The sequence below is a fragment of the Shouchella patagoniensis genome (genome assembly GCF_002019705.1).
Lineage (GTDB): Bacteria > Bacillota > Bacilli > Bacillales > Bacillaceae_D > Shouchella > Shouchella patagoniensis.
The window spans coordinates 14,957-40,581 of the sequence record NZ_KV917377.1; the positions used below are offsets into that span (position 1 = coordinate 14,957).

Genomic DNA, 25,625 nt, shown 5'->3' on the forward strand with positions numbered 1-25,625 from the left:
ATAGCCCGCGCCTAACCACGAAGTTACTGGAATCAGGCGAGAGGTATATATGCGTCGGACTAAACGAAAAGACAAGCAAGAAGTTCTGGCTCTTTCCGCAAACGAGCAGCCTAAGCTCGGTATTAGACGAATGGCGTGCGAATAAACCAAGTTAATTAACGCCACTTACTTAAACGACATTATATTCTGGAGGCTATAACTATGATAAATGGATCTAACCAACTATTCGACAAGCATTCTAGCGAGGGCGTTTGCTACGCGAAGATGCCGACGGACTTAACGCATTACTTATACGTGCCGGGATTCCGCGGCGACTTAGCGTACCTTTACGCGCTCATCGTCGATTACTATAACGCTGACTACGGCTACGCGTTTCCTACGCAGGATCAGCTCGCGCTTAAGACGGGCAAATCTACGCAGTCTGTACGCGCGGACATGCGCCGATTAAAGCAGGCGGGACTCATACGTATACTAACGTTTGAAGGACGTAATAATTACGGGTATGTGCCGCTAGTGCCGTTAGGGCAGGCGGAGCTCTGGCGTGAGTGTCCGGAGGCGGCGGAGAGGTACCGGGAGGCAATCGCTAAGTTGGACGAGGAGAAAAGAGCGAACCGCGAGAAGCAGGCGAGGAAAAGAGGCGGCGATTAATAGTACCCTTAGTATTCTATAGGTAGTACCCATAGGATTTCATAGGTACGTACCGCTAGGATTCTATAGGTTAACTATATTTATGTAACTAGACTTATTAACTAGATTTAAAGTAATTGCAGGACGTTTAAGAGAAAAGGGCAATTCGGGAAGAAAATCACTTCCCTCAGCTTGCGTCAAGAAGATCACTTTCCTTAGCCATAGAAGCCGCGAAAGATCTTAAATATAAAAGAAAGAGCGTCGCAGACAAGGGAAGGTTGGCCGCCCGCCGCCCGCGGTGCCGAATATTAAAAACGTGGCAGGGGACATTATTTAAAAATGAAAAGGAGTCGATAAGATGAAAATGAATAACGAGGTTATAAGACATGGTACAGCGATATCGAAGTGGTTAAAAGAAAATGCTAATCCTTATGTAGCAATTGTAATCACAGATGAGGGTGTGAGAATGACTTCTGTCGAGGATTTTTCACCTTTAACAGAAGTCGATAAGAATTAAACACGGTTGTATGGATGTATTTTATCTAATCTAGATAGAGCAGAACCCAACGAAGATGAGTTCATGAAGTCTCGATATTCTGCTTCAGTGACGCCATGATATTGATATACAGCACCGTCTTTGAATTCAATTTCAAGAGTATTATTCGCCCAACCAACGCTCCGCATTCTGCTTGAAGAAACATACTGTCTTTGCATAGTCTCACCTCCCTAGTATTATTTTACTACATTTCTTGATATATGGAAAATAAAAACTTATAGATTTATAGGCATAGAAAAACCGCCTGCTACTTGAACAAGCGGTTAATGCTGCGATTGATAGGGCGTCTGACTGCGCGTCCCATTATGCGTTTATGATAACGTCCCTTACCGATCGATTTTACATCGCCACCGATTTGGAAAGCTTTCATGATAGCTCTAAACATATTAACCGCCTCCTTCTTAACTTTATTATACCGTAGAAAGAAAATAAAAACAATTCTGAAAGGGGATTTATTTAATGGCTTTTAAGAAACTTAAGCCGGAGCATTATATTGCTATCGGTTATTTGTCGATGCCTAAAAAGGGTGGCAAGACAATGGAAGAAATTGCGGAAGAGTGTGAGGTGCACCGCGCAACTATTTACGATTGGCTGAAAGATCCGGTGTTCGAACGTGAGCTTAAACGGACAATCACACGGAACACCCTCGCTAGGTTACCGGAAGTACTCGAATCCATACCGGACCATATCATACGCGACGGCAATGCGGCTATGCTTAAGCACTTCTTACAGATGCACAGTATGCTATCGGAGCACCACGTCGTTACGGATACGCGGTCAGGCGATAGTACTAACGTAGATGCTGCGCGTGCTAAGGTCGAGGAGTTCCGTAAGCAACAGCAAGTTAAGGCGGAGGGTAACGAGTAGGCAGTTAGACTGTCGTGTATATACAAGTTGCGTACTATTATATAGGAAGGGACACGATACATCCCACGCGACACTACACTACAGCATAGGTATCTATACCTCTAGCACTACTGAAACACTTGCAGCGCCTCAATTCTGTGGAGAGCTTTGAAACTTTTCGGCTTCTTTATACAAGATCTTATTCATTCAAGAATAACTGGATCGAATTGGTAAACGTTAATCCTTCGCGGCTTTCTGCGATGTATAAACGATTGAATTTACCGAAGCAAAAGAACGAAGTGGAAAGCGTTGATTTATCAAGGTTTTGTAACCGCGTGAATTTGACAGAATGGGAAACCGTCAATTTCGTAGGTGAATTGTTATGCAAAATGTGTATGCGTTATTCATTCGCGAGGGGGTACCACGGGGGTCGGGGTGCGTATACCCTGTAGCCTAGTGGTCACTAAATCCGAAAATCAAATTTAACGTTTGACTTTATCGTAGTAAAGCGCCTCCTCCTCGTAATTTCTACGCTTATCTACTCGTATCAATTTTACGCGGCTCAATCGCATGTTATTAGCCGTTTTATTCGCGATCGGGTATAAACGGTCTAGCTGCGTACAAACACGCTAATTACATGTAAATACGAAAGCAAACGAAGGCGTCCGCTTTGGGCGTCTTTTTTGCGTTATAAAAGGGAGGTTTTACGTATGCTCGATTTATCAACGAACGACTGCATTAATAAACACGGACCCCTCACGAAACCCTGCGCCTGCGCCTCGGTATGCGCGTCCAAATACGGCGTAGCAGTTCGGAAATTACGCGCGGCGCCGGCTGACGTAAAGGAGCGGGAAGCCGCTATTCGAACGTGGCGCGAATTTATTGAACGGTACGCATCGAAAATATAACGGAAATAAATCGAAAGAAAGGAGGTCGTCGCCATCGCATGGATTAAAGACGAGAACGGAGCTGGTCGTTGGGTAGACCGAAAGGAACGCGAAGAGATCATCGCAACCTATGCGGAACTTATTGAATATATGCCCGCCAACGAATTAGACGATGAATCAGCGCTAGAACTAGCCAGCTATATCGACGAAAAAGAACGGCTTGAACGTATACATCGCGCAGAGGTTGACTTACTTTACTTCGTGCATGAGTATTTCTCCGAGGTGCGAAATCCAGAAAATAGCGGTAACTGGGATGGGTTCGATATTGAGTCGCCAGAAGAAGCCGCGGAGTTCCACCGAGAGATCTGCGCCATTATAGACGAGGTTTCAAACGTTAAAACGAACGATAAAGTAGCCGTAGCAGCACCTCGCGGACATGGAAAAAGTTCGTATCTATCGAAAGGCGGTCCGCTAAGAGACGTTGTTTTTCGAAAACGAAAGTACATTATCATGATTTCCGAAACGGATACCGTAGCGAAAGCGAATCTCGATTGGTTGACGGGCCAGCTTAAGTATAATAAAAAGCTTCGAGAAGATTTTGGTGACATTCTCTCACCTAAGCAGCAATTAAATGTGCGGGATAACGGAGAATCGTTTATCACGTGGGAAAGTGGCGTTAATAGTGAGGAGAAAAAATTACTAACGCTAGTAGAGACGTCCTCGACTAATAAATCCTTGCGCGGCCGTAACTGGAACGGTACTCGACCGGATATGATTATATGTGATGACCTCGAAGATATTCGGTCGAACGCTAGTACTCCGGAGCAGCGCGCGAAGTTAAAGGATTGGTTTTCGCAGACGGTTATACCGCTAGGAGATCCGAAAGGCAAGAAAACGGCTTTCGTATACATGGGGACAATAGTTCATGCGGAATCAAACTTAAATAATGTTATTAAGCACCATCCTGACTTTAAATCAAGGCTATTTAAAGCCTTAATAGATGATCCAGACCGCGTGGACCTTTGGGAACAATGCCGCGCTATTTTTGTCGACGCTGAAACACCAAAAGAAGAAAGAGCGGTTAAAGCATTAGATTTCTATAAGACAAACCGAAAAGAAATGGATAAAGGCGCGAAAGTATTATGGCCAGAAGTGCAACCACTGTGGAAATTAATGAAATGGAAATGGACGGAAGGCTCTAAGGCGTTCAATACGGAATACCAAAATACTCCGTTAGACGAAGATTCGCAGATATTTGTACCGGCTAAATTTGCTTTGTTCAGTGAAGCGGACTTAATTCGAGAAGACGGGCGTCCTCTGAACCTAAGCTATTACGCTTTTTGGGACATAGCTACGGGGCGGAGTTCTAGAAGTGACTACAACGCTATAGTAACGGTTGCTAGAAATAATCGAACTGGCGTAATTTATACGATAGACGCGTGGGCTAAACGTTGCTCCTCGCATGAGGCGCTTAGGATGGCCGTCGAAAAGATTCGCGTGTACGAACATCGCATTTTTGCCGTTGAGACGATCGGAGCTGGGCACGATATGCACCGGCAGCTCCGTGAGCGACTCTCACAGGAAGGGCTCTTAAGTAGGACGAGATTAAAACCGATTTCTCATCATAGCGCGAAAAAAGAAAAAAGAATAGAGTCACTAGAGCCGTTGACAGAAAACGGTTTTTTGCGTTTCATGGGCAGTCAACGTCTATTATTCGAACAACTAGAGCAGTTTCCAACTGGAACGTACGATGATTTACCGGATGCCCTAGCGGGCGCGGTCGATTTATCTGGCGGTGCTCGTCGATCTCGGCGCACTTCTGCTAGAAAACCGGGTAATTTATAGGAGGGATTAAGCTGAGTATTTTTAAAGAAGGCGAATATTTTCCGCCGGTAGAACACGAAGACCGTATAGAGCGCTATCGAATCAACGAGAAGTTATTTAAGGGTGATCACTACGATATATTCAAACAATTTAGTTATGACTATGAACAAATGAGCGAAGTTTACACCACTACAAACCTGCCCGGTCTAATATGCAGAAAGGCAGCCGACTTTCTTTTCGGAGATGCGCCGAGTTACTCTGCGGGTAGTACTGATTATGCCGAAGAACAAAAAGTTTTAGAGCGACTAGTTGATAGTAACGATTTAAACCGCCAATGTTATGAATCGGCAGTATCCAACGCGTATAGAGGAGATGCTTTCTTTAAAGTGCGGTGGGGGCAAGAATTTGAGGGTTTGGTCGAAAGTGGAAACGATCCATTTCGTATATTCATTGAATCACAAAATCCAACATACGTTTTTCCTCAATCTCTGCCGAGCAACAACAAAAAAATATTCGCGTATCACATTGCAATACCACGTTGCGTCGACGAGATAAACAGAGTATATATACTAGATGTTGAAACGCACTTACCCGGAAAGATAACGTACGCTACTTTTGATATCTCCGTCCTTTCTACTTCTTCAACAGAGAATAAAGTTGTGCTTTGGAAGATTCAGAGAGAACTAAAAGACCCGAGAGAAGACGTTATAACGGGCGTTCCTTTTCCTCTTGTTGTTCATATACCGAATAGCGCAGAAGTTGAATCTTGGGAAGGGGTAGACGACTTAAGTGAGCACATAAATTTATTTGAGCAGATTAATCGCCGACTATCTAAAATAGGATTAATTTTAGACAAGCACTCTGACCCCGCTATCGCTATACCTGATGGAATGTTAGGTGAGGATGAAGATGGAAGCCCAATTTTTAATGTGGCAAGAGATAAAGCAATTGAAATCAGTAAAGATGAGATAATGCCTCAATATATTACTTGGAACGGGCAAATTGAATCTGCCTTCAAACACTTGGACTTATTAATCGATCAAGTACTAACAAACGCCGAACTACCACCAGTAGCACTAGGCAAAGGCAATAGCGGAACAAGCGGATCTTCTGGATCGGCTATTTTAGCGCGCATGAATACACTTATTGCCAAAATTAAGCGTAAGAGACAGTATTTTGAAGCCGGTTTAAAGCAGGTTCTATATATTGCGCAACTCCTTGAGAAGGAACAGCTAGGAGACGCTGCAAACTATGAAGCCCGAAGACCTAAGATTATTTTCCGTGACGGTTTACCTACTGACGAAAAAGAAATGGCGGTTGTTAGTCAGATTAGAACCGCAGGTAGGGCAACTATCTCTATTAAGACGGTATTAATGGAAACATACGGAATGACGGAGGATAAAGCCGATTTAGAGATCGAGCGTATGCGTGCTGAAGAACAGATCTTCGACGGAGTTGTCCCGGCATTAACCGAAGGTGATCCATACGCGGCGGAACCCGTCGTTAAGAAAGCGGAGTTAGCAGATGACGCAATATAATTCGCCGAAGCCTCGCTACAATGCGGAAGTCAACCGAATTAGATCCGCTTATCAGGCTGGGGCACAGAAAGTATTGCGCGAATTAGACCGTCTTGATGTATCGAATATGTCCCGTCAGCAATCCGTGGCAGCTCTCGCAAACATTACGCGAACTTTAAAGAAGCTTGATGCGGAAGGTCGTAAGTGGGCAGACGAGAATATTCCGTTAGCAGCGCAGCAAGGTATTGAGCGCGCCATTATAACGCTTGGTGAAGCGAAGTCTATTGATGAAGCACGAAAACTCGCCAGTTTTAATCGACCAAACGAAAACATGGTAGCTGCGGCAATTTCAGATACGCAACAGTCTTTGTTAGCCGTTACGCAGAATATCAATAGAAAAACGAGAACTGCTATACGATCCGTAACGGCAGAATCAATGCGAGAAAACATGGCAGCGGGAATAAACGGACGAAAAGGTATTAGATCGGACATTCTTTCGAAACTTCGACTAGAGCTGGGAGATTCATTAAACACGGGCATTATAGACGCGGGTGGTCGTCGTTGGAGTCCGACTCACTACGTTGATATGGCAACTAGAACTAAACTTTTCGACGCTTATGACGAGGCTAATAGGAACGAAGGTATTATGCGCGGCGCTCTTTACGCAGTTATTTCGAGCCACGGCGCTATTGACGCTTGCAGATTCCATGAAGGATCTATCGTCAAACTTACGGCTGATGCTCCGGGACCTTACCCGACTATCGACGAGTTAAAAGCGTCCGGGCAGATTTTTCATCCAAATTGCCGACATTCTTATTCTGTAATTCGCGATCCAATGCTACTGCCGGAGGATATTCGAAGACACGCCTTAGAGCAGGATAGTATAGCGAAGCAAGCTCTAGCAACTGGACAACGTAATCCTAATATAGACGACGATCTGTTTAACGCAGATAGTGGTCTTATTTTTATGTAATCATAAGGCCCAAACGTTGAAGGCGTAAAAAGCTACGGTCAGTAACTTAATAGCCGACGGGCTTAAAACGGCGGAGGTATGATATGCCATTAGAAGAAACACAGGTAGAAAGTACAGAGGTGACGGAAGTGGTGGACGAGCAAGTTACGGTTGAGGAACCGGGGAATAAACCAGACGAAACAAAAACGTTCACGCAAGAAGAAGTAAATGCGCTTATTGCTGATCGATTAAGCCGCGAGAAAAAGAAATTCGCTGACTATGAAGATATTAAAGCAAAAGCCGCACAGTTTGATGAGCATTCCGCGAAATCACAAGAATACGAGGGACTTCTTTCTACACTTATTGAGCAAAAGACAGAAGAACTACCAGAGAGTTTTCGCGAACTAATCCCATCTAATTTAGGGAAAAAGGAGCAATATGAATGGCTTGCTAAGGCAGTAAAAGCTAATGCGGCAAAAGTTAAATCAGAGACACCGATCGGGCAGTCTACTAACCCAAAAGCAGACAACATGCAAAGTATAGAAAACTTAAATCCTAATCAATTGTTGGCTCGGGGTTACGGGCAAAAGAAATAGAAATACACTTTTACTTACAAACACAAAGGGGAGATTAATTAATGGCACTTACATTAACAGAATCAGCAAAATTATCACAAGATACGCTTCAGCGTGGAGTAATTGAGACTTTCGCGCGTAGTTCTGCAATTTTGGAGCTTATGCCGTGGATGGACGTTCAGGGTAATGCTTACGCGTATAACCAAGAAGGGGTATTACCGGGCATCGGCTTTCGTGGGGTGAATGAAGGTTACGAAGAGTCTACTGGAATTATTAACCAAGCCTCTGAGAGTTTGGTAATTGCTGGTGGAGATTCAGACGTAGACCGCTTCTTAGTTCAAACTCGTTCAAATATCAATGATGTTCGAGCTGTGCATGATGCGAAGAAAGTTAAAGCACTAGGCTTAGCAATTACTAATCAATTGTTCAATGGAGACACAGGTGTTACTCCTTTAGGCTTCGATGGTTTCAAAAAACGTATTACAGGCAATCAAAATATTCTTGCCGGAGAAGATGGCGGTCAATTAACTCAAGACATGCTCGATGAGCTTATCGATGCGGTAGAGGGCACACCGGATGCGTTGTTTGTTTCAAAATCAATGCGACGTCAAATGAATGCACTCTTACGCAGTTCATCTCATTATACGGACACAGCCGACAACTTTGGTAACGCAGTAAAAGCGTACTACGGAGTTCCGGTTCGCACGATTGAACAAGACAACGAAGGTAAAGACATTCTTGGATTTAACGAAGTGACTGGCTCATCTGAAAATACGGGCTCAATCTATGCAGTTAAATTCGGTCCAGAGGAGTTCGTTTCTGGCCTTCAAAATGGCGGTATTAGTGTTCGCGACCTCGGTGAGTTAAACGAAAAGCCTGTTTATAGAACACGCGTCGAATGGTATACAGGCATGGCGGTATTCCACCCAAGAGCAGCAGCGCGCCTAAGCGGTATTCTTAAATCTCAATAAAATTAGGGGGGTAGGATTCTTGTTTAAAATCGCAACTCCTAATAAAACGTACTCCGGCGTCACTGCCGGAGTGTTATTTACAAATGGTACAGGAGAAACAACAGACAAAAAAATTCTGAACCAACTTTTAAAAGAATACGGGTATGAGGACGTAACTAAGCCGGAGGATAAGCCTAAAAAAGCGTCATCTAAGCGCAAGTCTGCCTCCTCAAAAAAATAAAGGAGGTACGATATGCCATTAGAACTCACCGCGGCAGATGAATATATTCAATTAAATGTATTAGATCGTGACGATTGGCAAGACGCTGACCAACAACAAAAAACGAGCTTTTTAAAAGTCTCTGAAACCACGTTAAAGCGTAAGTTCCGAAAGTACGACGTTCCAAATACAGCTATTTATCATTTTGCTGCTTTATTGGCGTTAATTTACAATGATACGAATAAATTGCAGCAGCACGGGGTGGCGTCATTCTCTATTACGGGAGTGGCGTCTTTTACGTTTAAAGAGAATAACGTTAAAACTCCGGGAGGGATTGCGCCCTCTGAATTTATTACCGCAGACGTATATGAGTTAGTGGGCGAGGCTAACGGAGTGGATTTGACCACACGCAGACGAGTCGGAAGGACGGTGATTTAGTGGCGGTTGTACCATTGAAACAAACTGCTGTTATTACTAAACCCGGCGGAGTCAATGAGTGGGGGAATCAGACGCCCTCTGAAAGCTACCCGTTGAAATGTCGTTATGACGAAGGTTCTCGTATCATTGCTTCAAGATCTGGCGGAGTAGTTACTAATGAAACAGCGATAAGCGTTGCGAAAGTTTTGTTCGATAAGCTACAGGACATTGGGTACAACGATGATATTAGTTTAATAAATGAGCTCGGAATAACGATGACTAGAAAGCCGAAGGAAATCAATATTAAGCGAAATCATGTTGGACGTCCGATCTTAACGGAGGTGTTCATATGAGTAATTTCGAGTGGGACGCTTCTAGTATGTTCAGCCGCCTCGATTTATCCGGAAAGAAAGCGCAAAAGGTTGCGGAGGAGCGTTTATGGGACGGCATCGATGACATCGCCAGAATCGCCACAAACATAGCGCCAGTAAAGTCCGGAACGCTTCGAAAAGACATTAAAAAGACAGTCAAAGGCCGCGCGGGCTCCTTAGTCGGAGAGATTACATTTACCGCTATTGAAAGCAGCAGCGGATACGGTCGCTTCAACTACGCCCTGTGGACGCATGAGTTTATGACCTCGCTCGGACCTTTGTCGTCCAGCGCGGGCGGTTCCGACGGTTATCCGGTAGGCTCGAAGTATTTAAGTCGACCGCTTGAAGGCGAGCGCGACCGGATTTTACGTCAGATCGCAGAAGGCGTGAAGGGGGCGTTAGATTAATGCGCGTTATGGATTTAATGGCGTTTATCCGCGCGGAGATCCCCGGTCAGTATTACGCGAATAAGTTGCCGCCGGCAAACGAGTACGTACCCGCGAAATGTGTGTCGGTGACGATTCATCCGGGCGGGGGAGTCGATGAATGGACGGGGAAAAAAGCGCCATCGTTCCAACTACTAGTCCGCGGAGAAGTAAACGGAGATCCCGAAGCAGAGGCGCGAGCATACGAAATATTTAACGCATTAGCGAACAGAAAAGACGTGAAAATAGGCGCGGACTCACTATCGATTATTCGACCGGTGGGTTCAGCGCCTTTTTATATCGGAGCAGACGACAACAACCAACCGATTTATTCGATGAATTTTAACACGGTTATACGACCGTAAACTTAGGGGGCTACGAAACTATGGCGGAGAAAAAAGGCATTAACGTGCCGATCGGTCCGGCGATTGCAGAGTACGGAGAAGGCGCGGATCTATCTAAATACGAAATCACAAAAGGCGGCATTACGCTTACGCTGACGTACACGCAGAAAGACACTACCGTAGATCAATACGGAGACACGCCGGTCAAGTCGATCGTTAAGGGATTAACAGCGCAGGTGACGGTTCCTTTCGCTTTAAATGATCTTAAGAAACTAGGCGCAGTCATGCCGAACAGCACGTATAAAGAATCGGGAGATAAGAAGCTACTAAGCATTACGGGGCTCGCGGGTTATGACCTATTGGCTAACGCGAAACCCCTCGTTATCAAGCCGACTGATCCGGATACGACGGAAAACGACTGGGTTACGATTCCGCTTGCGGGCGCGATGGCTAACGTTGAGTATACGTACGATAGCGACAACGAACGGATCGCGAACATTACGTTTATGGCTTACGTGGATACCGAAAAAGGCGGCTTGCTCGTACAGTTCGGCGACACATCAATTGAAGACGAAGGCAGTGGCGGCGGGGGCGAATAACCCTCGTCTTTTCTTATTGAGGAGGCGCGAATATGGACGTTAAATCATTATTTAGATCACGCGGCAACGGTTACCTTATGCTCGGCGAAAAAGAAGTCGAGGTACCAAAGCTGAACTACCGCAAATACAGGCAAATGCAAGAAGTCATTTCAACACTACCGGGGGTTATCTTCTCGCTAATCGTGGCGCCACCCGAACATTATTATCAGTCAGCGCTCACCGCGTTAGATATGACAATCGACCAACTGTACGGCATCGTCGAAATCCTTAGCGAGATAGATCGCGAGTATCTTGAAACGGAAGTCGGCGTTAACGAAGTATTAGATTATCTAGTAGCTACGGTTAAAAAGAACGATTTTGCGAAGACAGTAAAAAACGTGAAAAGCCTTCTGCCGGAAACGACGGAGGGCAATACACAGTAAACGATTGGCTACGGGACGCCGCGGTCATTCTCGATAAAACGCAAGAAGAAATAGAAACCTCCTATTACTTCGTGGATCTGCCGGAGATAATCGCCATTAAACGTAAAACGAACGCAATTAACCAATTACGCGCAGAGCAATCTCGATTAGCAACGAACAACCGAGGGTTGGACGACGAAGGTTATACGAAACACAGGCGCGAGTTATCGAGAGAAGCGGGGATCAAACCACAAGACCAACGGTTCGATCGCGAGAAATTCGAAGAAGCCCGTGCGTTAGTCAGCGGGTTAGGGAGAGGAGGAAATTAAATGGCAGGTGCAAATGCGGGAGAAATAAAGGCAAAATTAACGTTGGAGTCAGCAGAGTTTCAACGAGGTATGCAACAAGCCCGCAAAGACATGGAAGACGGCGCCAGTTCCGCGGATCGACTGCGAACGTCGCTAGACCTCGTACAGAAAGGCGCCGCAATTATGGGCGGAGCGGCTGTGGCGGGCATCGGCGCAAGCGTAAAGATAGCGGCGGACTTCGAATCGTCTATGGCGCGAGTGGCGGCTATTACGGGAGCGTCTGCCGAGGAGATGCAGCGGTTAGAGTCGGCTGCCCGAGACGCAGGAGCAACCACGACGTTTAGCGCGTCGGAAGCATCGGAAGCACTTCAATACCTTTCGATGGCAGGCTTTACAGTAAACGATGCAATAGCGTCATTACCGGGTGTATTAAGCTTGGCATCGGCAGCTCAAATTGACCTCGGACAGTCAGCGGATATAGTCTCGAATATCATGAGTGGGTTCGGATGGGAAGCGTCTGAAACCGGTACAGCGGTCGATATTTTAACTAAAACGATGACAACCGCGAATACCGATCTTCCGAGACTCGGCGAAGCGATGAAGATGGTCGCACCGGTATCAAACGCGCTAGGTATATCGATGGAGGACACCGCGACGGCTATCGGTAAAATGGGCGACGCCGGCATAAGCGGATCACAGGCAGGTACCACACTCCGCGCGATGTTTTTATCACTCGCGAATCCGACGGGTCAGACGGTAAAAGCGATGGAAGACCTCGGAATCGAAGTAACAAACGCGGACGGCGCCATGAAACCTTTACCGGAATTAATGGGTCACATCGGCGACAAAATGGACGGTATGACCGACGCACAGAAGACACAAACGGCGGCGCAATTAGTCGGACGAGAAGCCACATCAGGCTTTTTAGCGTTGCTAGAAGTTGGAGAGGACGACCTGGCAAGTTACTCACAGGCGTTAACTGATTCCGCGGGTACAGCCGAAGAGATGGCGCGCGTACAAAACGACACGGTAAATGGTGCGTTCAAGGAGTTTAAATCCGCGCTAGAAGAGGTCGGCATTTCGATTGGTAACGAATACCTCCCGGCTGTGCGTAGTATTATCGAATCAGGAACGGACGTAATGCGTTGGGCGGGCGACTTAAACCCGGAACTAATTTCAATGGCGCTTAATTTCGGAGCAGCTTCGGCGGGCATTGCTTTAGCGACTACTACGTTAATTAAGCTGGCGGGGGCAATAAAAGGATTGTTCGTATCAATGGGACCCGCGGGTTGGTTAATAACGGGAATCTCTCTATTGGCTGGTGCGGTGATTGCATACAACGTAGAAGCCAACAAGATGACCGAAGTTAACCTCGACAATGCGGAGGCTATGATCGAGTCAGAAGCGGCTTTGCGTGGGCAGATCGATCGCTACGATGAGCTTCGCGGTAAAACGCAACTTACTAACGAAGAGTTCGGCATCTTTATGGACTATAATACGCGAATTGCAAACGAGATTGATCCGGATAAAATAACGCTATTAAAGGACGAGCAGGAGAAACTAGCGGAAAAGTCTGGGCTTTCCAACGACGAACTTAACGAGATGGTCGGATTAAATAACGATCTAGTGGCGGTTCTTCCCGACGCTTCCACGGCTATAACCGATCACGGTAACGCCATCTTAGATGGGACGGATAATTTACGGGATTATAACGAGGAGCAGCGCACAGCTATCCGACTAGAGCTCGAAAATCAACGTATTATTGCGGAAGCTAATTACGCGGAGAACTTAGAAACGCGTAAATCATTAACCGAAGAAATAGCGGGTCATCAAGAAGCTGTAGTCGAGACGACCGACCGACTTGCGGAGCTAGACGCGGAGATATTAGATACTAAAGGGCAAATAGTCACGGCGGAAGCTGAACATGACACATTACAGAAAAACCGGCTAGAATCACATTTAATTAAATTAGAAGAGAGCAAGCAGAAGCTCCTGGATAACCGCGCCGAAGAACACAACATCTTGCTAGAAAAACAAGAACAACTGGCTGCGGTCGAATTACAGTTAGGACAACTTGACGAGATCGATGCGACTCTGGCGGGGGTTGTCTTATCTGAAATAGGGATTAACGGAACCCGAGAAGATGGAATTGAGCTAATCAACGAAGCCATAGGGAAAGAGCAGGAACAACTCACTGAATTAGAAAATATTCGAGCCGAACAAGGCGACATAAATGGGGAAGTCAATGAAGAAATAGCGAGGCGTCAAGCCAATATTAACGAATACGAGCGCGCGAAACGAGAATTAGAGGGTATTTCCGGCGTTCAACTAGAGATCAACGAGAAACTACAGCAGGAGCAGTCCGACCTCGATCAGATTAACTCGCAGCATAAGCAAGGTAAAACGAATATTGACTCTAAGACGGAAGCCCAATCTGGCACCAACGCGAAGATAGACGAAGGTACGGAAAAGGCGCGCGCACAAAACGAAGAGCTAGGCAAGGACGCGAATAAAAACGTACTCGTCACGGACAACGGCACTATAGCGGATTTAGAAGCGCGCGCTACCCGCCCGGTCACGAAGCATGTCACGATTAACGAAAAGCGGAACCAAGCCGGACGGAACAGATCAACGGACTTCTCGAGTAATCCGCGGTTTGCGAATCACCAAGGCGGACCCGTCGGCTACCGTAGCGGATCGATGGCGTCGTTAATCCCGTCTAACCGACTACACAACGGAGGTCGCGCGGAAGAGGACTTAACGGGTCGCTTCGGCTACGCGATGACGGAGGCCCCGCTGTTCAACGAGGTAGACGTTCGGCTTCTCCGCAATGAGATGGTACTCACCGAGGGTCAGCAGGCGAATTTGTTCCGCACGCTTCAAACGGGGCAGACGGGCGGAAAGCAACCGAAGGATCACTCGCCCTATTTCGCGCAGATGGTGGGGTTACTCGGCGGAATCGAACGCGCTATTAAAGAGGCGGACGGAGACGGGAACGTAAATATGCGGAAACTAGCGAGACAAATGGAACCCTATGTCAGCGAGTATCAAGCGAAAGGCGTCGATCGGCTGAATCGGTGGACGTAAGCGGAGGGGAGGGGCAGTCAAATGGAATATAAGCACGACATATTCGCGCCGGTATATAAGCGATTAAAGGTTCCAGCAACAAAAGATAATTTCACGATTAAATACGATGATGGGTCGATGCTTAATATGGCGTCCGACCTTTTTACGCTGATCAGGAGTTTTAGTATTGAGTCTCCGAACCCCACCGTTTATCGTCGCGCTATACAAGGTAAGCCGGGCGCCACCGTAACGGGACGGGACTTAAACGAGCGTCAAATCCGCGTTGTCTGCGAACTATACGCGCTCAATGAAGTCGATTATACACTCGCGGAAAAGGAACTGTATAAGGCGTTATATAAGGATGCCGAGTTTTATATCGTACAGGACGCGATGCCTACGAGACAGTGGCGGGTTACGGTCGACGAAGCGTTTACGCCTACGCAAGAGGGATCGACCGCGGAGTTTACGATTACCTTCACGGTATCCTCCGGTTTCGCCGAATCAATTGGCGCGTTAGACGATCCGCAGACGTTCGACTACGATTGGTCGTTTGCTGACAATATGCCGCTTTACGAAGACTTTTCGTATACGCATTCCACACGATCGTTTCCGATTTACAATCTAGGAGACGTGACGCTAGACCCGAATAACGCGCCGGTTTATCAGATTTTCTATACGGGCGCAAGTAACGGATTAACGATAGAAAATCGGACGACTGGCGATGTTTGGCGATATAGCGGGACAACTCGCACGGGAGACACGTTAGTAATCGATACAGTATTTGCGCGAGTTAACGGGTTGCCAGTGACAGACCTAACAAACTGGGCGGATTTACGCTTCGCGCCGGGCAGGAACGATATACGAATAACGGGAACGAGCGGGAGTTTCGAAATTAAATTCGACTTCCGCTTTTTATATTTCTAAGCGGAAAAATACGAAGTAAAGGAGCTGGCTAAATGGCGCAAATTAATACGCCTTTGAATCGCCAAGTGGCGCAGAGGCTCGAATATATTGACGATATTCACGAATTATCAACGGAATCGGACGCGCGGAGCCGTGAAGCTAAAGACAGCGCAGATAAATCGTCTCACCTGTCGGATGTAACCGCGAAGCAGTTGACGGAATCCCTAAAGGAAGGCGACCAGCCGGCGGAAACGCAAGCGGCGCGAGTGAACGGAGTAACGGGAGAGGTATCGGAGACATTACCGGCAAGGCTCGATAAGGATTACGGGGAGACTACCGCGCAGTTGGCACATACTGAGCAGAATAAATTTAAATCATCTTTAGTCAATCATAAAAAACCTAAAGGTTACATTACCTTAGTTGATGATGATGGTCACAAAGGTGTGTACACCAAATTAGCTCCATTGTTAAGGCAGTACCGCATAAAGATGACATCTGCTGTTATTACTGATCGAAATCATGGGTTTCCGATACCTGGACTGCCTGCATATAATCCGAATGGTGCTTTTATGTCTTACGAAATGATGCGAGAGTTGTATGAAGAGGGTCTCATTGAATTTGTGTGCCATACTCATACGCACAATATTAATCATCGTTTAACAGATATGACGGTGGAAGAAATGCATCATGAGCTTAAAACAAATCAAGATATCATACGTAGACTTGGCTGGAATCATCGTCATTTAGTGTACCCGTTTGGTTCTCAAAATGCCGCAGTACGTGATGTAGTAAGACAGTATTTTGATAGTGCATTTGTCACTAGTGGTGGAGTTATTTCAGCTCCATTTGATCAATATAGAATGAACCGTGTAGGTGTCGATGCCCCACACACCGCCAATGATGTAAAAGCTAGAATCGATGAAGCGGTAAGGCAGAATACATGGGTTGTCTTAATGACTCATGTAGATCAATACGGTGGATTAGATTTAAATAAACTTCGGGAGATTATAGAATACGCTTTATCACAAGGGTATGAGTTTGTAACAGTAGAAAAAGGTATTCAAGAGTTTGGGAACCTTGCTCAATTTGGTAATACTACAATTTGTCACAATGGCAAAATTCACGGAAATGAATTGGGTAAAGTGAAGATTGCTGCCTTCCAAGAGTATAGACCTAATGCACCTATGACTGATTTTGAGCCAAGGAAAATAACAATTGACCATTCGCGACTTGCAGATATGGCAGCATATAATCTTCCTAATCCTGTTCCAGGTGTAGTTACAACGTATAGACATGCAGAGGATCAATACTCTTATCAAACGTATACCTCTGTTTATACAAGTTCCGAGCATCGTGTTTGGTATCGCAGATGGGATTGGAATAATAAGGTTTGGGGGAAATGGTACACAACAAACGGGTATGAATTCGCCTTTTTTGGTGAGTATCCTAATAATGCACCAATGACCGCTTTTCCAATTAACAAAGTAATACATCTCAAAGTGAGACAAGTTGATGCTAGTGAATATAACATCACTGCTGATACATCCATTGGTGGCATATACGGAAAAATTGAAGTGTATCGTGATCCTGAAGAAGCGTACTCCTATCAAAAATTTACGGCTGTTAACAGAGACCATGTTTTTTACCGAACGTGGAATCGAACCAATAATACTTGGAACAAATGGTCAGCGAAAGATTTTGAGTTTTTTGCGCGGATTGACGATTATGAAAACAATGCACCGATCACTGATTTTCCGTATCGGAAGATTATACAACTTAAAGTGAGAATGATGGACGCGGCTGATTACGGCTTACCATCTACGTATGCAGGCATAATTGAGGTGTATAGAGACCCAGAGGAATATTACTCATATCAAAAATTTGTTGCTCCTAGGCAGAAAAAAGAGTTATTTCGTTACTGGGATTTAGATAACAATAGATGGTCTAGCTGGTCATCAGCCGAATAAAGGAGATGGGAATAATGGCAATCGTTCAACCTTATACGAAGACCGTTTACGGTATGGAACTTACTTTTGAAAATGCATACCACAGGATTTACAGAATATCTGTTACCCATGATTTGATCACCATTGATATAGATATTTATCAGGACGAGACAAAAGCAAACTTGGTTGATTCGATTTCAAGAATCTTTGTCTCTAATGAAAACTCTGGGTATGACATTATTCAAATTGGCTATGCGTTGATCAAGCAATTGCCGGAGTATAGTGGGGCAATGAATATATTTGAACAAGGTCAACCTTTGAGGGAGTTGGCTCCAAAAGCAGTATAAATTTTAATGAAAGTAAAGGATTTCCCTCTTTTTGTCGAATAAGTAAGTACAGACAAAAGGGGGAATATTTTTGACGAATTTTGAAGTAATTAGAGCTGTTTTTGAAATATTATACTTCATAGCTGGTATAGGTATGATCGTAACACTTTTGCTTGGCTTAAAGCAGTTAAAGGTTTTAAAAGAGGATATTGAGACAAAAAATAAAAGAGCTGCGGTTGAAAAAAGTTTAGAATATATGGATGATTTTTCTAAAACGATAATTCCTATAGTAAATAAGATGATGGTGGTATTTGATGAGAAGGACATCCCGAAAGTATCGCCGACACTAAACGATAGGTTTTTACCTGATAAAACTCATGAAACAGATGAAGTCAAAAACTTTGTGTTCCAAGTTACCGAACTAGGCGCATTAGATGTCCTGAATAGACTAGAATTTTTTAGTACTGCAATAGTTAGTGGTTTGGCTGATGAAGAGATCTCATTTAAACCTACCGTAACATCTTTCACAAGCATTGTTATGTTTCTTTATCCAGTAGTTTGTGATTATAGAAAAAGCGATAGAAATCAGTTTTCGAATTTAATTGAGTTATATTCAGTATGGAGCGGAAAGTTAAAAAAAGAAGACCTGGAATATATTAGAGATAAATTAGATCAGAACATAGCTCAAATTCCAGAGGCTAACATAAAAAGTATAGGTGTGAAATGAATTGGAGGTGCACCATTAAAATGGGAAAGGTCATTGAATTTAAAAATAAGAAGAAAATAAAAGATGATCGTGATGTTAACAATATAATTGTAGAAGCATTCACTTTTCTAAAAAGAAAAGCCGATCAAGAAAGAACTATGTAAGTAGATTGAAATCACAGTTGGATCATACCCTCTGGTAAAAAGTAGCAGTAATCTCCCCTTTTTTGTCGTATAATGGAAGATGAAAGGGGGAGAGAAAATGGCTTATTTTGAAAGTGAAATTTTAAATGAACTTAAATCAGGAGAAGAATATACAGGGAGACAGTTATCTATTTTTCAAGAAAACAATAGAGAAGCTGTATTTCTAAGTGATATCGCACAACTATATGATTATAAAAATTATACTGTTACTTCGATATCGCATGATTTTGTATTAAAGATAAGTAATAATCATCATGTAATACCTAGTGGAAAATCGAAAATATATAAAATTAGAATGGTGTAGAAAAAGGCTCTCCTTATGGAGGGCTTTTATCTTCTGTTTTATAAAAGAATCAAATTTCCTAATATTAGAAAGTAGTGTCACGCTCTTTCTTCTTTAATTTGTTTAATGACTTCTAAAATGTAAACATAGTAAAACTTACTGCGGTTTTGACGGGTATCAATTAAAATAATATGGTTAAATAAAATTGTATTAAAAAATAAAAAACCCGTTAATAACAATGGATTAATATCAAAAGTGTCGACAGTACTAAATATTATACTCATGGTTGCTATTAGTGTAGCTGCATAACCGAAAAAATGACCAGACCAAGGATTGCTGGTTGCTATTGTAGATTTAATTGTGATATATAAGAAATCTAATGTATTGGCGTTAATTTTAGAAAGTTTTTCCTTATTTTCTTTTGGATTCAAAGTGAGTTCTATACAGAGTTCGGATAAGGATGGGGTATTATCTATGTATTCAAATTCAATATCTTTCTTGAATAGTACCTGTTCTATCTTTTTCTCAAGTCTAAGGACATCATTCATGAGCAACGTATCCACCCCTTTTAAGTGTAAATTATACTACAAGATTAAGGTGATAAAATGATTAACCTTCCAACCCTCCACCCAATGAAGGGTGACGAACAACCAATCATCGACTTTGACGAACAGAATTTTATGATACGAGAGGTAGGCGCAGGAGAGCGTTCTATCTCTTTTTCGCGTTAGAAAGGAGGCGTTACATGTACGCCAATTATACAATCCCCCCGGTGCTCACCGTCACTCCCATGCGCGGCCCCACCGAACGCCTAACGGACTTCTCCGATTTTCGCCGGCGTCGACGCATCAACGAGGAAGACTCCGTAGCCTTTACGCTTCACAAAACGGATAGGAACGCGGAACAATTCGACGCCCTTAACGGTCATGCTCGCGTTAGCTTGGACGGCGTTGCTTATGTACTCGCGGATCATGAGCGGGAGCATTTCGGTGGCTCAACGGAAAAGTCGGTAACAGCGGAACAGGAAATTGAATACGGACTCGGCGCGGTGTATCAAGACGTGTCGATAACGAAGACCATGTGGATCAACGAAGCGCTAGAAAATGCGTTTCGCGGAACCGGGTGGTCTTTTGTCGTTGTAGGAACGTTTACCTCGCGTGAGTTCGAAAACTTCGGCGGCGCTTCCGGTTGGCGGTTATTCCTACAAATACTCGGGCGATACGATGCAGAGTACGATGTTAGCGGGCGGACGGTGTTAATCCACAACCGCATTGGACGCGTCACAGACGGACAACTTCGGCATGGGCACAACCTTAATACTCTGCGCGAGTCGATTAATGAGACGGTGGTTCGTACGTATATCGAAGGAGTTGGCGCACTTGATGACGACGGTAATCCGGTCGTAACCGCAAATTATACGTCACCAAACGCGGGAAAGTACGTCGATCCTACCACGGGTAAGCGCGTTCTGTTGCACGCCGACAAATACTCGAACAAGACGATTTATCATTACGATACTTTGCTAGCGAATCTCAAGACAGCGTTACAGGACTATCCGGACTACAACATTACGGTCACATACGAAGAGTTGCGTAAAAACGGCGTGAAGCTTCATGATTTTGACTTAGGGGATTACGTTTGGGTTATTTACGAACCGCTGGGCATTCGCTTACAAGCGCGAGTGTTGATGATCGAAGATTACCCGTTTAATCCCGAGAAGAGTCCGATAATCGAACTTGGTAATTTTTCGTGGGACGTCAAGCGGACGGTTTCAGCTCAATCTAAGGTTGCAGCGAAAGTTACTAATGTGGAAAATGCGGCGAAACAATCGCAAACGATCGCAGTCCGTGCGGAGATTACCGCCAAAGAAGCGCTCGCAGGCGTAGGTGGCGGCTCCGAAACGTTGACGTCACATATCAACGATAATAGACGCCACTTCACCGACGTAGATCGCGCGAAGCTAGAGGACGCGGAAACAGAGCAAGGCGCGCAATCAAAAGCCACCACCGCGCAAACGAACGCTAAGACGTACACCGACGCTCAAGTAGCCGCATTAATGACGGAACTAAGCGATCTCAAGGCGCGAGTCACCGCGTTAGAAAATGGGCAACCCCCAACGGAAGGAGGCGAGTAAAGTCGATGGCAGAACCGTCCACATATGATCTCCTCCAGAAAATGACGGAGTTACAAGTTGAGGTCGCGAAGATACACGAAAGGCTCGAAGGCATCCCGGAACTACGCAAGCAAGCGGACGCCGCGGAAGATACCGCAAACGAGGCGAAGGCTTTGGCGGAACGGGCGCTAGCCGAGCTTCAAAAGGAGCGGGAAGAGGCGCGGAAAGCGAAGAAGGAAAGAAGCGTGAACCAGCGTTGGTGGATTGGTACCGCGTTAACAATAATCGGTTTATTGAGTCCGATAATTATACGCTTTTACTTTTAGCTGACGGAATAGGTACGAAATTATACGAAAAGGGGACGATGTAAAATGATGCCGAAATTAGTACAAGACTTTATCCCGAAGAGTAACGGAAATCGACCGGGCTTCGCGATGACGCCCGAATATATCACGGTACATGAAACGGGCAACCGGAGCGCAGGCGCCAACGCGGAGATGCACGGGCGATTCATTAAAAACCCGTCTACCGCCGCGAGCTGGCATATTACCGTAGACGATGGCGACGTGGCAATTCAGCATTTACCGTTCAACGAAAACGGATGGCATTGCGGAGATGGGCGGGATGGTACCGGCAACCGTAAGTCGATCGGAATTGAAATCTGCGTAAATAGCGACGGCGACTTCGAAAAGGCGAAGCAAAACGCGGCGTTTATTATTCGCGACTTAATGGATCGCTTTAATATTCCGATGAGCAAGGTCGTTCAACACTGGGATTGGTCGCGCAAGAATTGCCCGCAGAATATCCGCGCTAACGAAGGCTTTCCGGCGTTTAAGCAGCGTATACCCGCGTCAGTTAACGCAGCCCCTACGAAGCCGGCGGCTAAGCCCGCGCCGAAGCCCTCCGGCAAGTCTATCGATCAACTCGCGGATGAAGTAATAGCGGGCAAGCACGGTACCGGGGATGCGCGTAAGAAATCGCTCGGCTCTCAATTTGCAGCGGTACAGGCGCGAGTAAACGAGAAGCTAGGCGCGAAACCGAAACCGGCGGCGAAAACTAACGCTCAACTCGCGCAAGAAGTAATCGACGGCAAATGGGGCAATAACCCGCAGCGAAACCAGCGCCTTAATAGCGCCGGGCACAACGCCAGCGCCGTTCAAGCGGAGGTTAACCGTATCTTAGGCGGTGGGAAATCAACGGCGAGCAATCGTAAGTCAATCGATCAGCTGGCGCGAGAGGTTATCAACGGCAAGTGGGGTAACAATCCGCAACGGTCGCAGCGCCTAAAAGCGGCGGGTTACGATGCCAATGCGGTACAGCGTCGCGTAAATCAATTACTTTAGAAAAACGAAGTGGGAGGCGTTTATATGACGAAGATTAACTGGAAAGTACGCTGGAAGCAGAAGCCGTTTATCGTGGCGTTTGTCTCCGCGGCATTACTCGCAGCCGACGCGGTGGCGGGCTTATTTGGCGTGGGATTACCGGAAGGGCTCGCGCTAGATATACAAAACGCGGTAGAGCCGGTACTTTACGTGCTAGTCCTGATCGGTATTATCGTGGACCCTACGACTGACGGCGTGGATGACTCGGTACAGGCGCAGAGGTACGAGGAGCCGCGGCGAAAGTAGGCGGAGTAATAACGGAATATATTTGAGTGTCAACGAAAAAAAAGCCCCGCGCTAAGAGAGGCGGGGTAATTACATATTAGGATTCTCTCTGTCTATTATCCATTCGCTCTAGAATATTCCCAGTTTTTTGTGCGTCACTTCTTATATCTTCCAGTAAATCAATCACCTCTGCCAAGCCAAGAAAAAGCGCCCCCGAAATAATAGAAGAAACAAAAGTCATGACTCCTAAAGTAACTGGAGAAAAGAGGACGTAATCATAAGGATCTTGAAAGCAAATAATTAAACCCACTAAAACACCAGCTCCAATAGTTACAGATCCTATCACAGATAATAATTTCGCGATTCCGTGCTTCATTTAATAAACCTCCGTTGATCAATTAGTCTCATGTAAATTTTACCACGTACATTGGAAATTTTGTACAGTTAATTTAACCGAGGCGGGGACTTCCGACTACATATCGATTTAACCGCGGAGGGGCGGGTGTCGTCGTTAAGTCAACGGTGATCACACGCGGTTCCGTTTCCTTAACGTCTTCTTTCGCCATATCCGCGGCTATTAAAGCCTTCACATACTCGTTAAAGTTTTCGATAGTCTCTACGTGCTTTATCAGCTTTTCCTCGTCCTGCTTAAACGTAATATTCTTCCGTGTTGTATTCGCCATCATCAATCACACTCCCGGTTAATTTAGTTTATGGATAAAGAATTGTTTGTTATAATGTGTATAAGGAAGATGTTAGAACTATTTACTTTTTGAGGGAGGGGGGTCTTTATGCCAAATAATATAAACAGAGATCGAAAAGAAGAACTTTCTATATATGCTATAAAGGGGCATATCTTTGATAACAACTTGCCACTGAAATCTTATATAAATACTGGAGATAAAGAAATCTCGTTTGATGGGCACATTTCTGTCAACGAAGGTTTAACTGATTCTAAAAAAGACTTTATCAGAAAAGTGGATGTCCAAGTGAAGTCAATAGAAGTACATCGCTTTTCAGGTAAGAAGGCAAAGTTTCAAGCTCAATTGGACGACTTGAGAAATTATTATAAGCAAGAGGGTTGTTTGTTGTTGCTAGTCCAAATAAAGAATTCAAGTAAAATGAAAATATATTATAAGCAGTTACTACCATTAGAGCTTTACGAAATTATAAATGATAAAAGTGTTTCCAAGAAAAAGACTAAAAGCTTGGATTTAAGAGAATTAGATGAAACAGATCTATATGTGGTATGCATGAAATATATATATGAAAAAGAAAAGCAACCAAAAAATTTAATTGAGATCAAAAGAAGCGCTAAGGATTTTGGGGAGGTTCGCGTTACTTCGCCTACCTTTGATAAAATAAATTTTCGAAACATTGAAGATATCTTAGAGCATGACTTTATTAGATATGGCGTCCAAGGAGATTTGGAAATTCCTATAGACACTATCAGTCCAGACGTTATAGTGACAAGAAGTAATATGTCGTTTATTGTATTAGGAGATAATAATGAACCTCTAAAACATACTCTCTTAGTAAAAGTAACTGTTGAAAAACGTGGTATTTTGAAAAAATGGGTAATTGAGAATTCGTTAAATTTAAATTTTGATTTTAAGAACAAAATTTTTGATTTAGTCATAAGCGATAATTTTTACTCTCTTAAATCAAAACTAAAAACTTTACCTTTATTAATACAAATGTTTAAATATGGTAATTTGATTATTGAAACTAATGGAGATTTTCAGAAGTTAGAAATGGGGAACAATAATGATGAATTGGTCAAGGCTTTAGAACGTGAACTAAAGATAATGAATCAATTAAGATGGGTCTATACTTTTTTGAATATTGATGAAGAAATGGTGTTTATAGACGAAACAAACATAAAAATGGAGATTAATTTTCTGATAAAAAGTTTCTATCAACAAGACTTTAGCGACATTGATTTTGAACGAGATGAGTTCATTAATATTGATTTAGGTGGTAATTCAATAATTGTGTTTTATGCAAAAGAGAGTGTGCATCATCTTTTGTTGAACCCGTTTAACGCGGAGATGGATAAGGTTGTAATGTATATAAATGACCCAGAATTAACGGAGAAGGTTGCACCAACCTACCTTTTACTTAGCAGAGACCTGATGTCATCAGCTATAAACATTAATTATTCATTCATCAACGAAAGATTTCATATATTCTTTGACACTCATAAAGAAAATTTAGATCTCTATTCTCATTTTAATCATTTCATTCTAGAATGCTTAAGTGCTTATGATATAAAAGAAGATATTGATGCCTTAAATCTTGTGATTACTATAGCAGAGCATATGATTAATAATCCCTCAAAAAAATGGAATGATATCATTAAGGTAAATTACTTTCAAACAAAATTGCGTCTAAATTCTCAGCTAACTGAATCAGAATATGGAGAGTTAATTACCATAAAAGAGAAAGCAGATTCTCAAAGTTATCTGTTGAAATTTTGCGTAAGTGTTTTACTTGGTCATAAGAAAGAAGCTGATTATTTTATAGCTAAGCTCAATAAAGGAGAGGGTAAGGAGGAAGATGTACAAAATTACCCAATACATACACTCTATTTAAAATTAAAATGATTAAACTCGCCAGAAGTCGGAGCTCTCACGTTCCGGCTCTATTTGGC

32 protein-coding genes are annotated in these 25,625 nt (G+C 44.2%); 28 read left to right on the forward strand and 4 right to left on the reverse strand.

Features of this window, described 5'->3' with window-relative positions:
• Positions 1–201: 201 nt before the first annotated feature.
• Together BK584_RS00185 and BK584_RS24370 are read left to right on the forward strand one after the other, a co-directional pair.
• Complete coding sequence (locus tag BK584_RS00185) at positions 202–648, forward strand: helix-turn-helix domain-containing protein (RefSeq protein WP_078390709.1); 447 nt, start codon at positions 202–204, stop codon at positions 646–648.
• Positions 649–985: 337 nt separating this feature from the next.
• On the forward strand, positions 986–1,144 hold the full coding sequence (locus BK584_RS24370; protein WP_169870942.1) for a hypothetical protein: 159 nt from the start codon (positions 986–988) through the stop codon (positions 1,142–1,144).
• On the opposite strand, the gene BK584_RS00190 is transcribed toward BK584_RS24370, so the two are convergent.
• On the reverse strand, positions 1,141–1,341 hold the full coding sequence (locus BK584_RS00190; RefSeq protein ID WP_078390710.1) for a KTSC domain-containing protein: 201 nt from the start codon (positions 1,339–1,341) through the stop codon (positions 1,141–1,143). The two genes, BK584_RS24370 and BK584_RS00190, sit on opposite strands and share 4 nt — an antisense overlap.
• Positions 1,342–1,642: 301 nt before the next feature.
• Between BK584_RS00190 and BK584_RS00195 the strand changes: the two genes are divergently transcribed.
• The 21 genes from BK584_RS00195 (at position 1,643) to BK584_RS00295 (ending at position 19,273) form a co-directional block, all read left to right on the forward strand.
• The gene (locus BK584_RS00195) at positions 1,643–2,050 is read left to right on the forward strand and encodes a phBC6A51 family helix-turn-helix protein (RefSeq protein WP_078390711.1); all 408 of its coding nucleotides are present in this window, start codon (positions 1,643–1,645) and stop codon (positions 2,048–2,050) included.
• Positions 2,051–3,066: 1,016 nt separating this feature from the next.
• Positions 3,067–4,761 (forward strand): phage terminase large subunit, encoded by a 1,695-nt coding sequence (gene terL / locus BK584_RS00205; RefSeq protein ID WP_078390713.1) that lies wholly within the window; start codon positions 3,067–3,069, stop codon positions 4,759–4,761.
• 17 nt (positions 4,762–4,778) lie between these two features.
• Positions 4,779–6,278, forward strand: a complete 1,500-nt coding sequence (locus BK584_RS00210; RefSeq protein WP_281255777.1) for a phage portal protein — start codon at positions 4,779–4,781, stop codon at positions 6,276–6,278.
• Positions 6,265–7,230 (forward strand): phage minor capsid protein, encoded by a 966-nt coding sequence (locus BK584_RS00215; protein WP_078390715.1) that lies wholly within the window; start codon positions 6,265–6,267, stop codon positions 7,228–7,230. Before BK584_RS00210 ends, BK584_RS00215 begins: the two co-directional genes overlap by 14 nt.
• 83 nt (positions 7,231–7,313) lie before the next feature.
• The gene (locus BK584_RS00220) at positions 7,314–7,805 is read left to right on the forward strand and encodes a hypothetical protein (RefSeq protein ID WP_078390716.1); all 492 of its coding nucleotides are present in this window, start codon (positions 7,314–7,316) and stop codon (positions 7,803–7,805) included.
• A 41-nt stretch (positions 7,806–7,846) separates the two neighbouring features.
• Positions 7,847–8,755, forward strand: coding sequence for a major capsid protein (locus tag BK584_RS00225; RefSeq protein WP_078390717.1), 909 nt, complete (start codon positions 7,847–7,849; stop codon positions 8,753–8,755).
• Between the two features lie 19 nt (positions 8,756–8,774).
• Entirely contained in the window at positions 8,775–8,975 is a 201-nt protein-coding gene (locus tag BK584_RS00230) for a hypothetical protein (RefSeq protein ID WP_078390718.1), read from the forward strand.
• 12 nt (positions 8,976–8,987) lie between these two features.
• Positions 8,988–9,392: a hypothetical protein gene (locus BK584_RS00235; RefSeq protein WP_078390719.1), complete on the forward strand. Its 405-nt coding sequence runs from the start codon at positions 8,988–8,990 to the stop codon at positions 9,390–9,392.
• Complete coding sequence (locus tag BK584_RS00240) at positions 9,392–9,724, forward strand: hypothetical protein (RefSeq protein WP_078390720.1); 333 nt, start codon at positions 9,392–9,394, stop codon at positions 9,722–9,724. Before BK584_RS00235 ends, BK584_RS00240 begins: the two co-directional genes overlap by 1 nt.
• The gene (locus BK584_RS00245) at positions 9,721–10,149 is read left to right on the forward strand and encodes a hypothetical protein (RefSeq protein ID WP_078390721.1); all 429 of its coding nucleotides are present in this window, start codon (positions 9,721–9,723) and stop codon (positions 10,147–10,149) included. The genes BK584_RS00240 and BK584_RS00245 overlap by 4 nt, the downstream gene beginning before the upstream one ends.
• A complete protein-coding gene (locus tag BK584_RS00250; RefSeq protein ID WP_078390722.1) occupies positions 10,149–10,532 on the forward strand; it encodes a minor capsid protein in 384 nt (127 codons plus the stop codon). The genes BK584_RS00245 and BK584_RS00250 overlap by 1 nt, the downstream gene beginning before the upstream one ends.
• Positions 10,533–10,552: 20 nt before the next feature.
• Entirely contained in the window at positions 10,553–11,110 is a 558-nt protein-coding gene (locus tag BK584_RS00255; RefSeq protein ID WP_078390723.1) for a hypothetical protein, read from the forward strand.
• Positions 11,111–11,142: 32 nt separating this feature from the next.
• Complete coding sequence (locus tag BK584_RS00260; RefSeq protein ID WP_078390724.1) at positions 11,143–11,532, forward strand: hypothetical protein; 390 nt, start codon at positions 11,143–11,145, stop codon at positions 11,530–11,532.
• A 71-nt stretch (positions 11,533–11,603) separates the two neighbouring features.
• On the forward strand, positions 11,604–11,840 hold the full coding sequence (locus BK584_RS00265) for a hypothetical protein (protein WP_078390725.1): 237 nt from the start codon (positions 11,604–11,606) through the stop codon (positions 11,838–11,840).
• Positions 11,841–14,906, forward strand: coding sequence for a phage tail tape measure protein (locus BK584_RS00270; protein WP_078390726.1), 3,066 nt, complete (start codon positions 11,841–11,843; stop codon positions 14,904–14,906).
• Between the two features lie 21 nt (positions 14,907–14,927).
• Positions 14,928–15,809 carry a phage tail family protein gene (locus BK584_RS00275; RefSeq protein WP_078390727.1) on the forward strand — a complete coding sequence of 294 codons (882 nt, stop codon included), beginning with the start codon at positions 14,928–14,930 and terminating at the stop codon, positions 15,807–15,809.
• A 32-nt stretch (positions 15,810–15,841) separates the two neighbouring features.
• Positions 15,842–17,755, forward strand: a complete 1,914-nt coding sequence (locus tag BK584_RS00280) for a polysaccharide deacetylase family protein (protein WP_078390728.1) — start codon at positions 15,842–15,844, stop codon at positions 17,753–17,755.
• Between the two features lie 14 nt (positions 17,756–17,769).
• The gene (locus BK584_RS00285) at positions 17,770–18,081 is read left to right on the forward strand and encodes a hypothetical protein (RefSeq protein ID WP_078390729.1); all 312 of its coding nucleotides are present in this window, start codon (positions 17,770–17,772) and stop codon (positions 18,079–18,081) included.
• A gap of 70 nt (positions 18,082–18,151) precedes the next feature.
• The gene (locus BK584_RS00290) at positions 18,152–18,787 is read left to right on the forward strand and encodes a DUF4760 domain-containing protein (protein WP_078390730.1); all 636 of its coding nucleotides are present in this window, start codon (positions 18,152–18,154) and stop codon (positions 18,785–18,787) included.
• A 20-nt stretch (positions 18,788–18,807) separates the two neighbouring features.
• On the forward strand, positions 18,808–18,930 hold the full coding sequence (locus BK584_RS25265; protein ID WP_281255713.1) for a hypothetical protein: 123 nt from the start codon (positions 18,808–18,810) through the stop codon (positions 18,928–18,930).
• Positions 18,931–19,027: 97 nt separating this feature from the next.
• Entirely contained in the window at positions 19,028–19,273 is a 246-nt protein-coding gene (locus BK584_RS00295) for a hypothetical protein (protein WP_078390731.1), read from the forward strand.
• 77 nt (positions 19,274–19,350) lie between these two features.
• Here BK584_RS00295 and BK584_RS00300 read toward each other — a convergent pair whose 3' ends face one another.
• Positions 19,351–19,806: a hypothetical protein gene (locus tag BK584_RS00300; protein WP_078390732.1), complete on the reverse strand. Its 456-nt coding sequence runs from the start codon at positions 19,804–19,806 to the stop codon at positions 19,351–19,353.
• 191 nt (positions 19,807–19,997) lie between these two features.
• Here BK584_RS00300 and BK584_RS00305 point away from each other — a divergent pair, with 191 nt between their 5' ends.
• The 4 genes from BK584_RS00305 to BK584_RS00320 are packed head-to-tail and all read left to right on the forward strand — an operon-like array spanning position 19,998 to position 22,993.
• Positions 19,998–21,386 carry a phage tail protein gene (locus tag BK584_RS00305; protein WP_078390733.1) on the forward strand — a complete coding sequence of 463 codons (1,389 nt, stop codon included), beginning with the start codon at positions 19,998–20,000 and terminating at the stop codon, positions 21,384–21,386.
• 5 nt (positions 21,387–21,391) lie between these two features.
• Positions 21,392–21,691 (forward strand): hypothetical protein, encoded by a 300-nt coding sequence (locus BK584_RS00310; RefSeq protein ID WP_078390734.1) that lies wholly within the window; start codon positions 21,392–21,394, stop codon positions 21,689–21,691.
• Between the two features lie 45 nt (positions 21,692–21,736).
• The gene (locus BK584_RS25685; RefSeq protein ID WP_078390735.1) at positions 21,737–22,708 is read left to right on the forward strand and encodes an N-acetylmuramoyl-L-alanine amidase; all 972 of its coding nucleotides are present in this window, start codon (positions 21,737–21,739) and stop codon (positions 22,706–22,708) included.
• 24 nt (positions 22,709–22,732) lie between these two features.
• Positions 22,733–22,993 carry a phage holin gene (locus tag BK584_RS00320; RefSeq protein WP_078390736.1) on the forward strand — a complete coding sequence of 87 codons (261 nt, stop codon included), beginning with the start codon at positions 22,733–22,735 and terminating at the stop codon, positions 22,991–22,993.
• A 76-nt stretch (positions 22,994–23,069) separates the two neighbouring features.
• Here BK584_RS00320 and BK584_RS00325 read toward each other — a convergent pair whose 3' ends face one another.
• Both BK584_RS00325 and BK584_RS00330 read right to left on the reverse strand, forming a co-directional pair.
• Entirely contained in the window at positions 23,070–23,348 is a 279-nt protein-coding gene (locus tag BK584_RS00325) for a hypothetical protein (protein WP_078390737.1), read from the reverse strand.
• A gap of 73 nt (positions 23,349–23,421) precedes the next feature.
• Positions 23,422–23,658, reverse strand: a complete 237-nt coding sequence (locus BK584_RS00330) for a hypothetical protein (protein WP_078390738.1) — start codon at positions 23,656–23,658, stop codon at positions 23,422–23,424.
• A gap of 105 nt (positions 23,659–23,763) precedes the next feature.
• Between BK584_RS00330 and BK584_RS00335 the strand changes: the two genes are divergently transcribed.
• Entirely contained in the window at positions 23,764–25,578 is a 1,815-nt protein-coding gene (locus tag BK584_RS00335) for a hypothetical protein (protein WP_078390739.1), read from the forward strand.
• Positions 25,579–25,625 lie beyond the last annotated feature (47 nt).

Excerpts from the sequence above, each read along its gene's own strand:
- BK584_RS00285 (WP_078390729.1), top strand. The coding sequence starts at position 17,770 with ATGGCAATCGTTCAACCTTATACGAAGACCGTTTACGGTATGGAACTT.
- BK584_RS00250 (WP_078390722.1), top strand. The coding sequence starts at position 10,149 with ATGCGCGTTATGGATTTAATGGCGTTTATCCGCGCGGAGATCCCCGGT.
- BK584_RS00255 (WP_078390723.1), top strand. The coding sequence starts at position 10,553 with ATGGCGGAGAAAAAAGGCATTAACGTGCCGATCGGTCCGGCGATTGCA.
- BK584_RS00270 (WP_078390726.1), top strand. The coding sequence starts at position 11,841 with ATGGCAGGTGCAAATGCGGGAGAAATAAAGGCAAAATTAACGTTGGAG.
- BK584_RS00330 (WP_078390738.1), bottom strand. The coding sequence starts at position 23,658 with ATGATGGCGAATACAACACGGAAGAATATTACGTTTAAGCAGGACGAG.
- BK584_RS00310 (WP_078390734.1), top strand. The coding sequence starts at position 21,392 with ATGGCAGAACCGTCCACATATGATCTCCTCCAGAAAATGACGGAGTTA.
- BK584_RS00235 (WP_078390719.1), top strand. The coding sequence starts at position 8,988 with ATGCCATTAGAACTCACCGCGGCAGATGAATATATTCAATTAAATGTA.
- BK584_RS25685 (WP_078390735.1), top strand. The coding sequence starts at position 21,737 with ATGATGCCGAAATTAGTACAAGACTTTATCCCGAAGAGTAACGGAAAT.
- BK584_RS00195 (WP_078390711.1), top strand. The coding sequence starts at position 1,643 with ATGGCTTTTAAGAAACTTAAGCCGGAGCATTATATTGCTATCGGTTAT.
- BK584_RS00280 (WP_078390728.1), top strand. The coding sequence starts at position 15,842 with ATGGCGCAAATTAATACGCCTTTGAATCGCCAAGTGGCGCAGAGGCTC.
- BK584_RS00325 (WP_078390737.1), bottom strand. The coding sequence starts at position 23,348 with ATGAAGCACGGAATCGCGAAATTATTATCTGTGATAGGATCTGTAACT.
- BK584_RS00220 (WP_078390716.1), top strand. The coding sequence starts at position 7,314 with ATGCCATTAGAAGAAACACAGGTAGAAAGTACAGAGGTGACGGAAGTG.
- BK584_RS00245 (WP_078390721.1), top strand. The coding sequence starts at position 9,721 with ATGAGTAATTTCGAGTGGGACGCTTCTAGTATGTTCAGCCGCCTCGAT.
- BK584_RS00275 (WP_078390727.1), top strand. The coding sequence starts at position 14,928 with ATGGAATATAAGCACGACATATTCGCGCCGGTATATAAGCGATTAAAG.
- BK584_RS00190 (WP_078390710.1), bottom strand. The coding sequence starts at position 1,341 with ATGCAAAGACAGTATGTTTCTTCAAGCAGAATGCGGAGCGTTGGTTGG.
- BK584_RS00185 (WP_078390709.1), top strand. The coding sequence starts at position 202 with ATGATAAATGGATCTAACCAACTATTCGACAAGCATTCTAGCGAGGGC.
- terL (WP_078390713.1), top strand. The coding sequence starts at position 3,067 with ATGCCCGCCAACGAATTAGACGATGAATCAGCGCTAGAACTAGCCAGC.
- BK584_RS00295 (WP_078390731.1), top strand. The coding sequence starts at position 19,028 with ATGGCTTATTTTGAAAGTGAAATTTTAAATGAACTTAAATCAGGAGAA.
- BK584_RS00215 (WP_078390715.1), top strand. The coding sequence starts at position 6,265 with ATGACGCAATATAATTCGCCGAAGCCTCGCTACAATGCGGAAGTCAAC.
- BK584_RS25265 (WP_281255713.1), top strand. The coding sequence starts at position 18,808 with ATGGGAAAGGTCATTGAATTTAAAAATAAGAAGAAAATAAAAGATGAT.
- BK584_RS24370 (WP_169870942.1), top strand. The coding sequence starts at position 986 with ATGAAAATGAATAACGAGGTTATAAGACATGGTACAGCGATATCGAAG.
- BK584_RS00225 (WP_078390717.1), top strand. The coding sequence starts at position 7,847 with ATGGCACTTACATTAACAGAATCAGCAAAATTATCACAAGATACGCTT.
- BK584_RS00260 (WP_078390724.1), top strand. The coding sequence starts at position 11,143 with ATGGACGTTAAATCATTATTTAGATCACGCGGCAACGGTTACCTTATG.
- BK584_RS00320 (WP_078390736.1), top strand. The coding sequence starts at position 22,733 with ATGACGAAGATTAACTGGAAAGTACGCTGGAAGCAGAAGCCGTTTATC.
- BK584_RS00305 (WP_078390733.1), top strand. The coding sequence starts at position 19,998 with ATGTACGCCAATTATACAATCCCCCCGGTGCTCACCGTCACTCCCATG.
- BK584_RS00335 (WP_078390739.1), top strand. The coding sequence starts at position 23,764 with ATGCCAAATAATATAAACAGAGATCGAAAAGAAGAACTTTCTATATAT.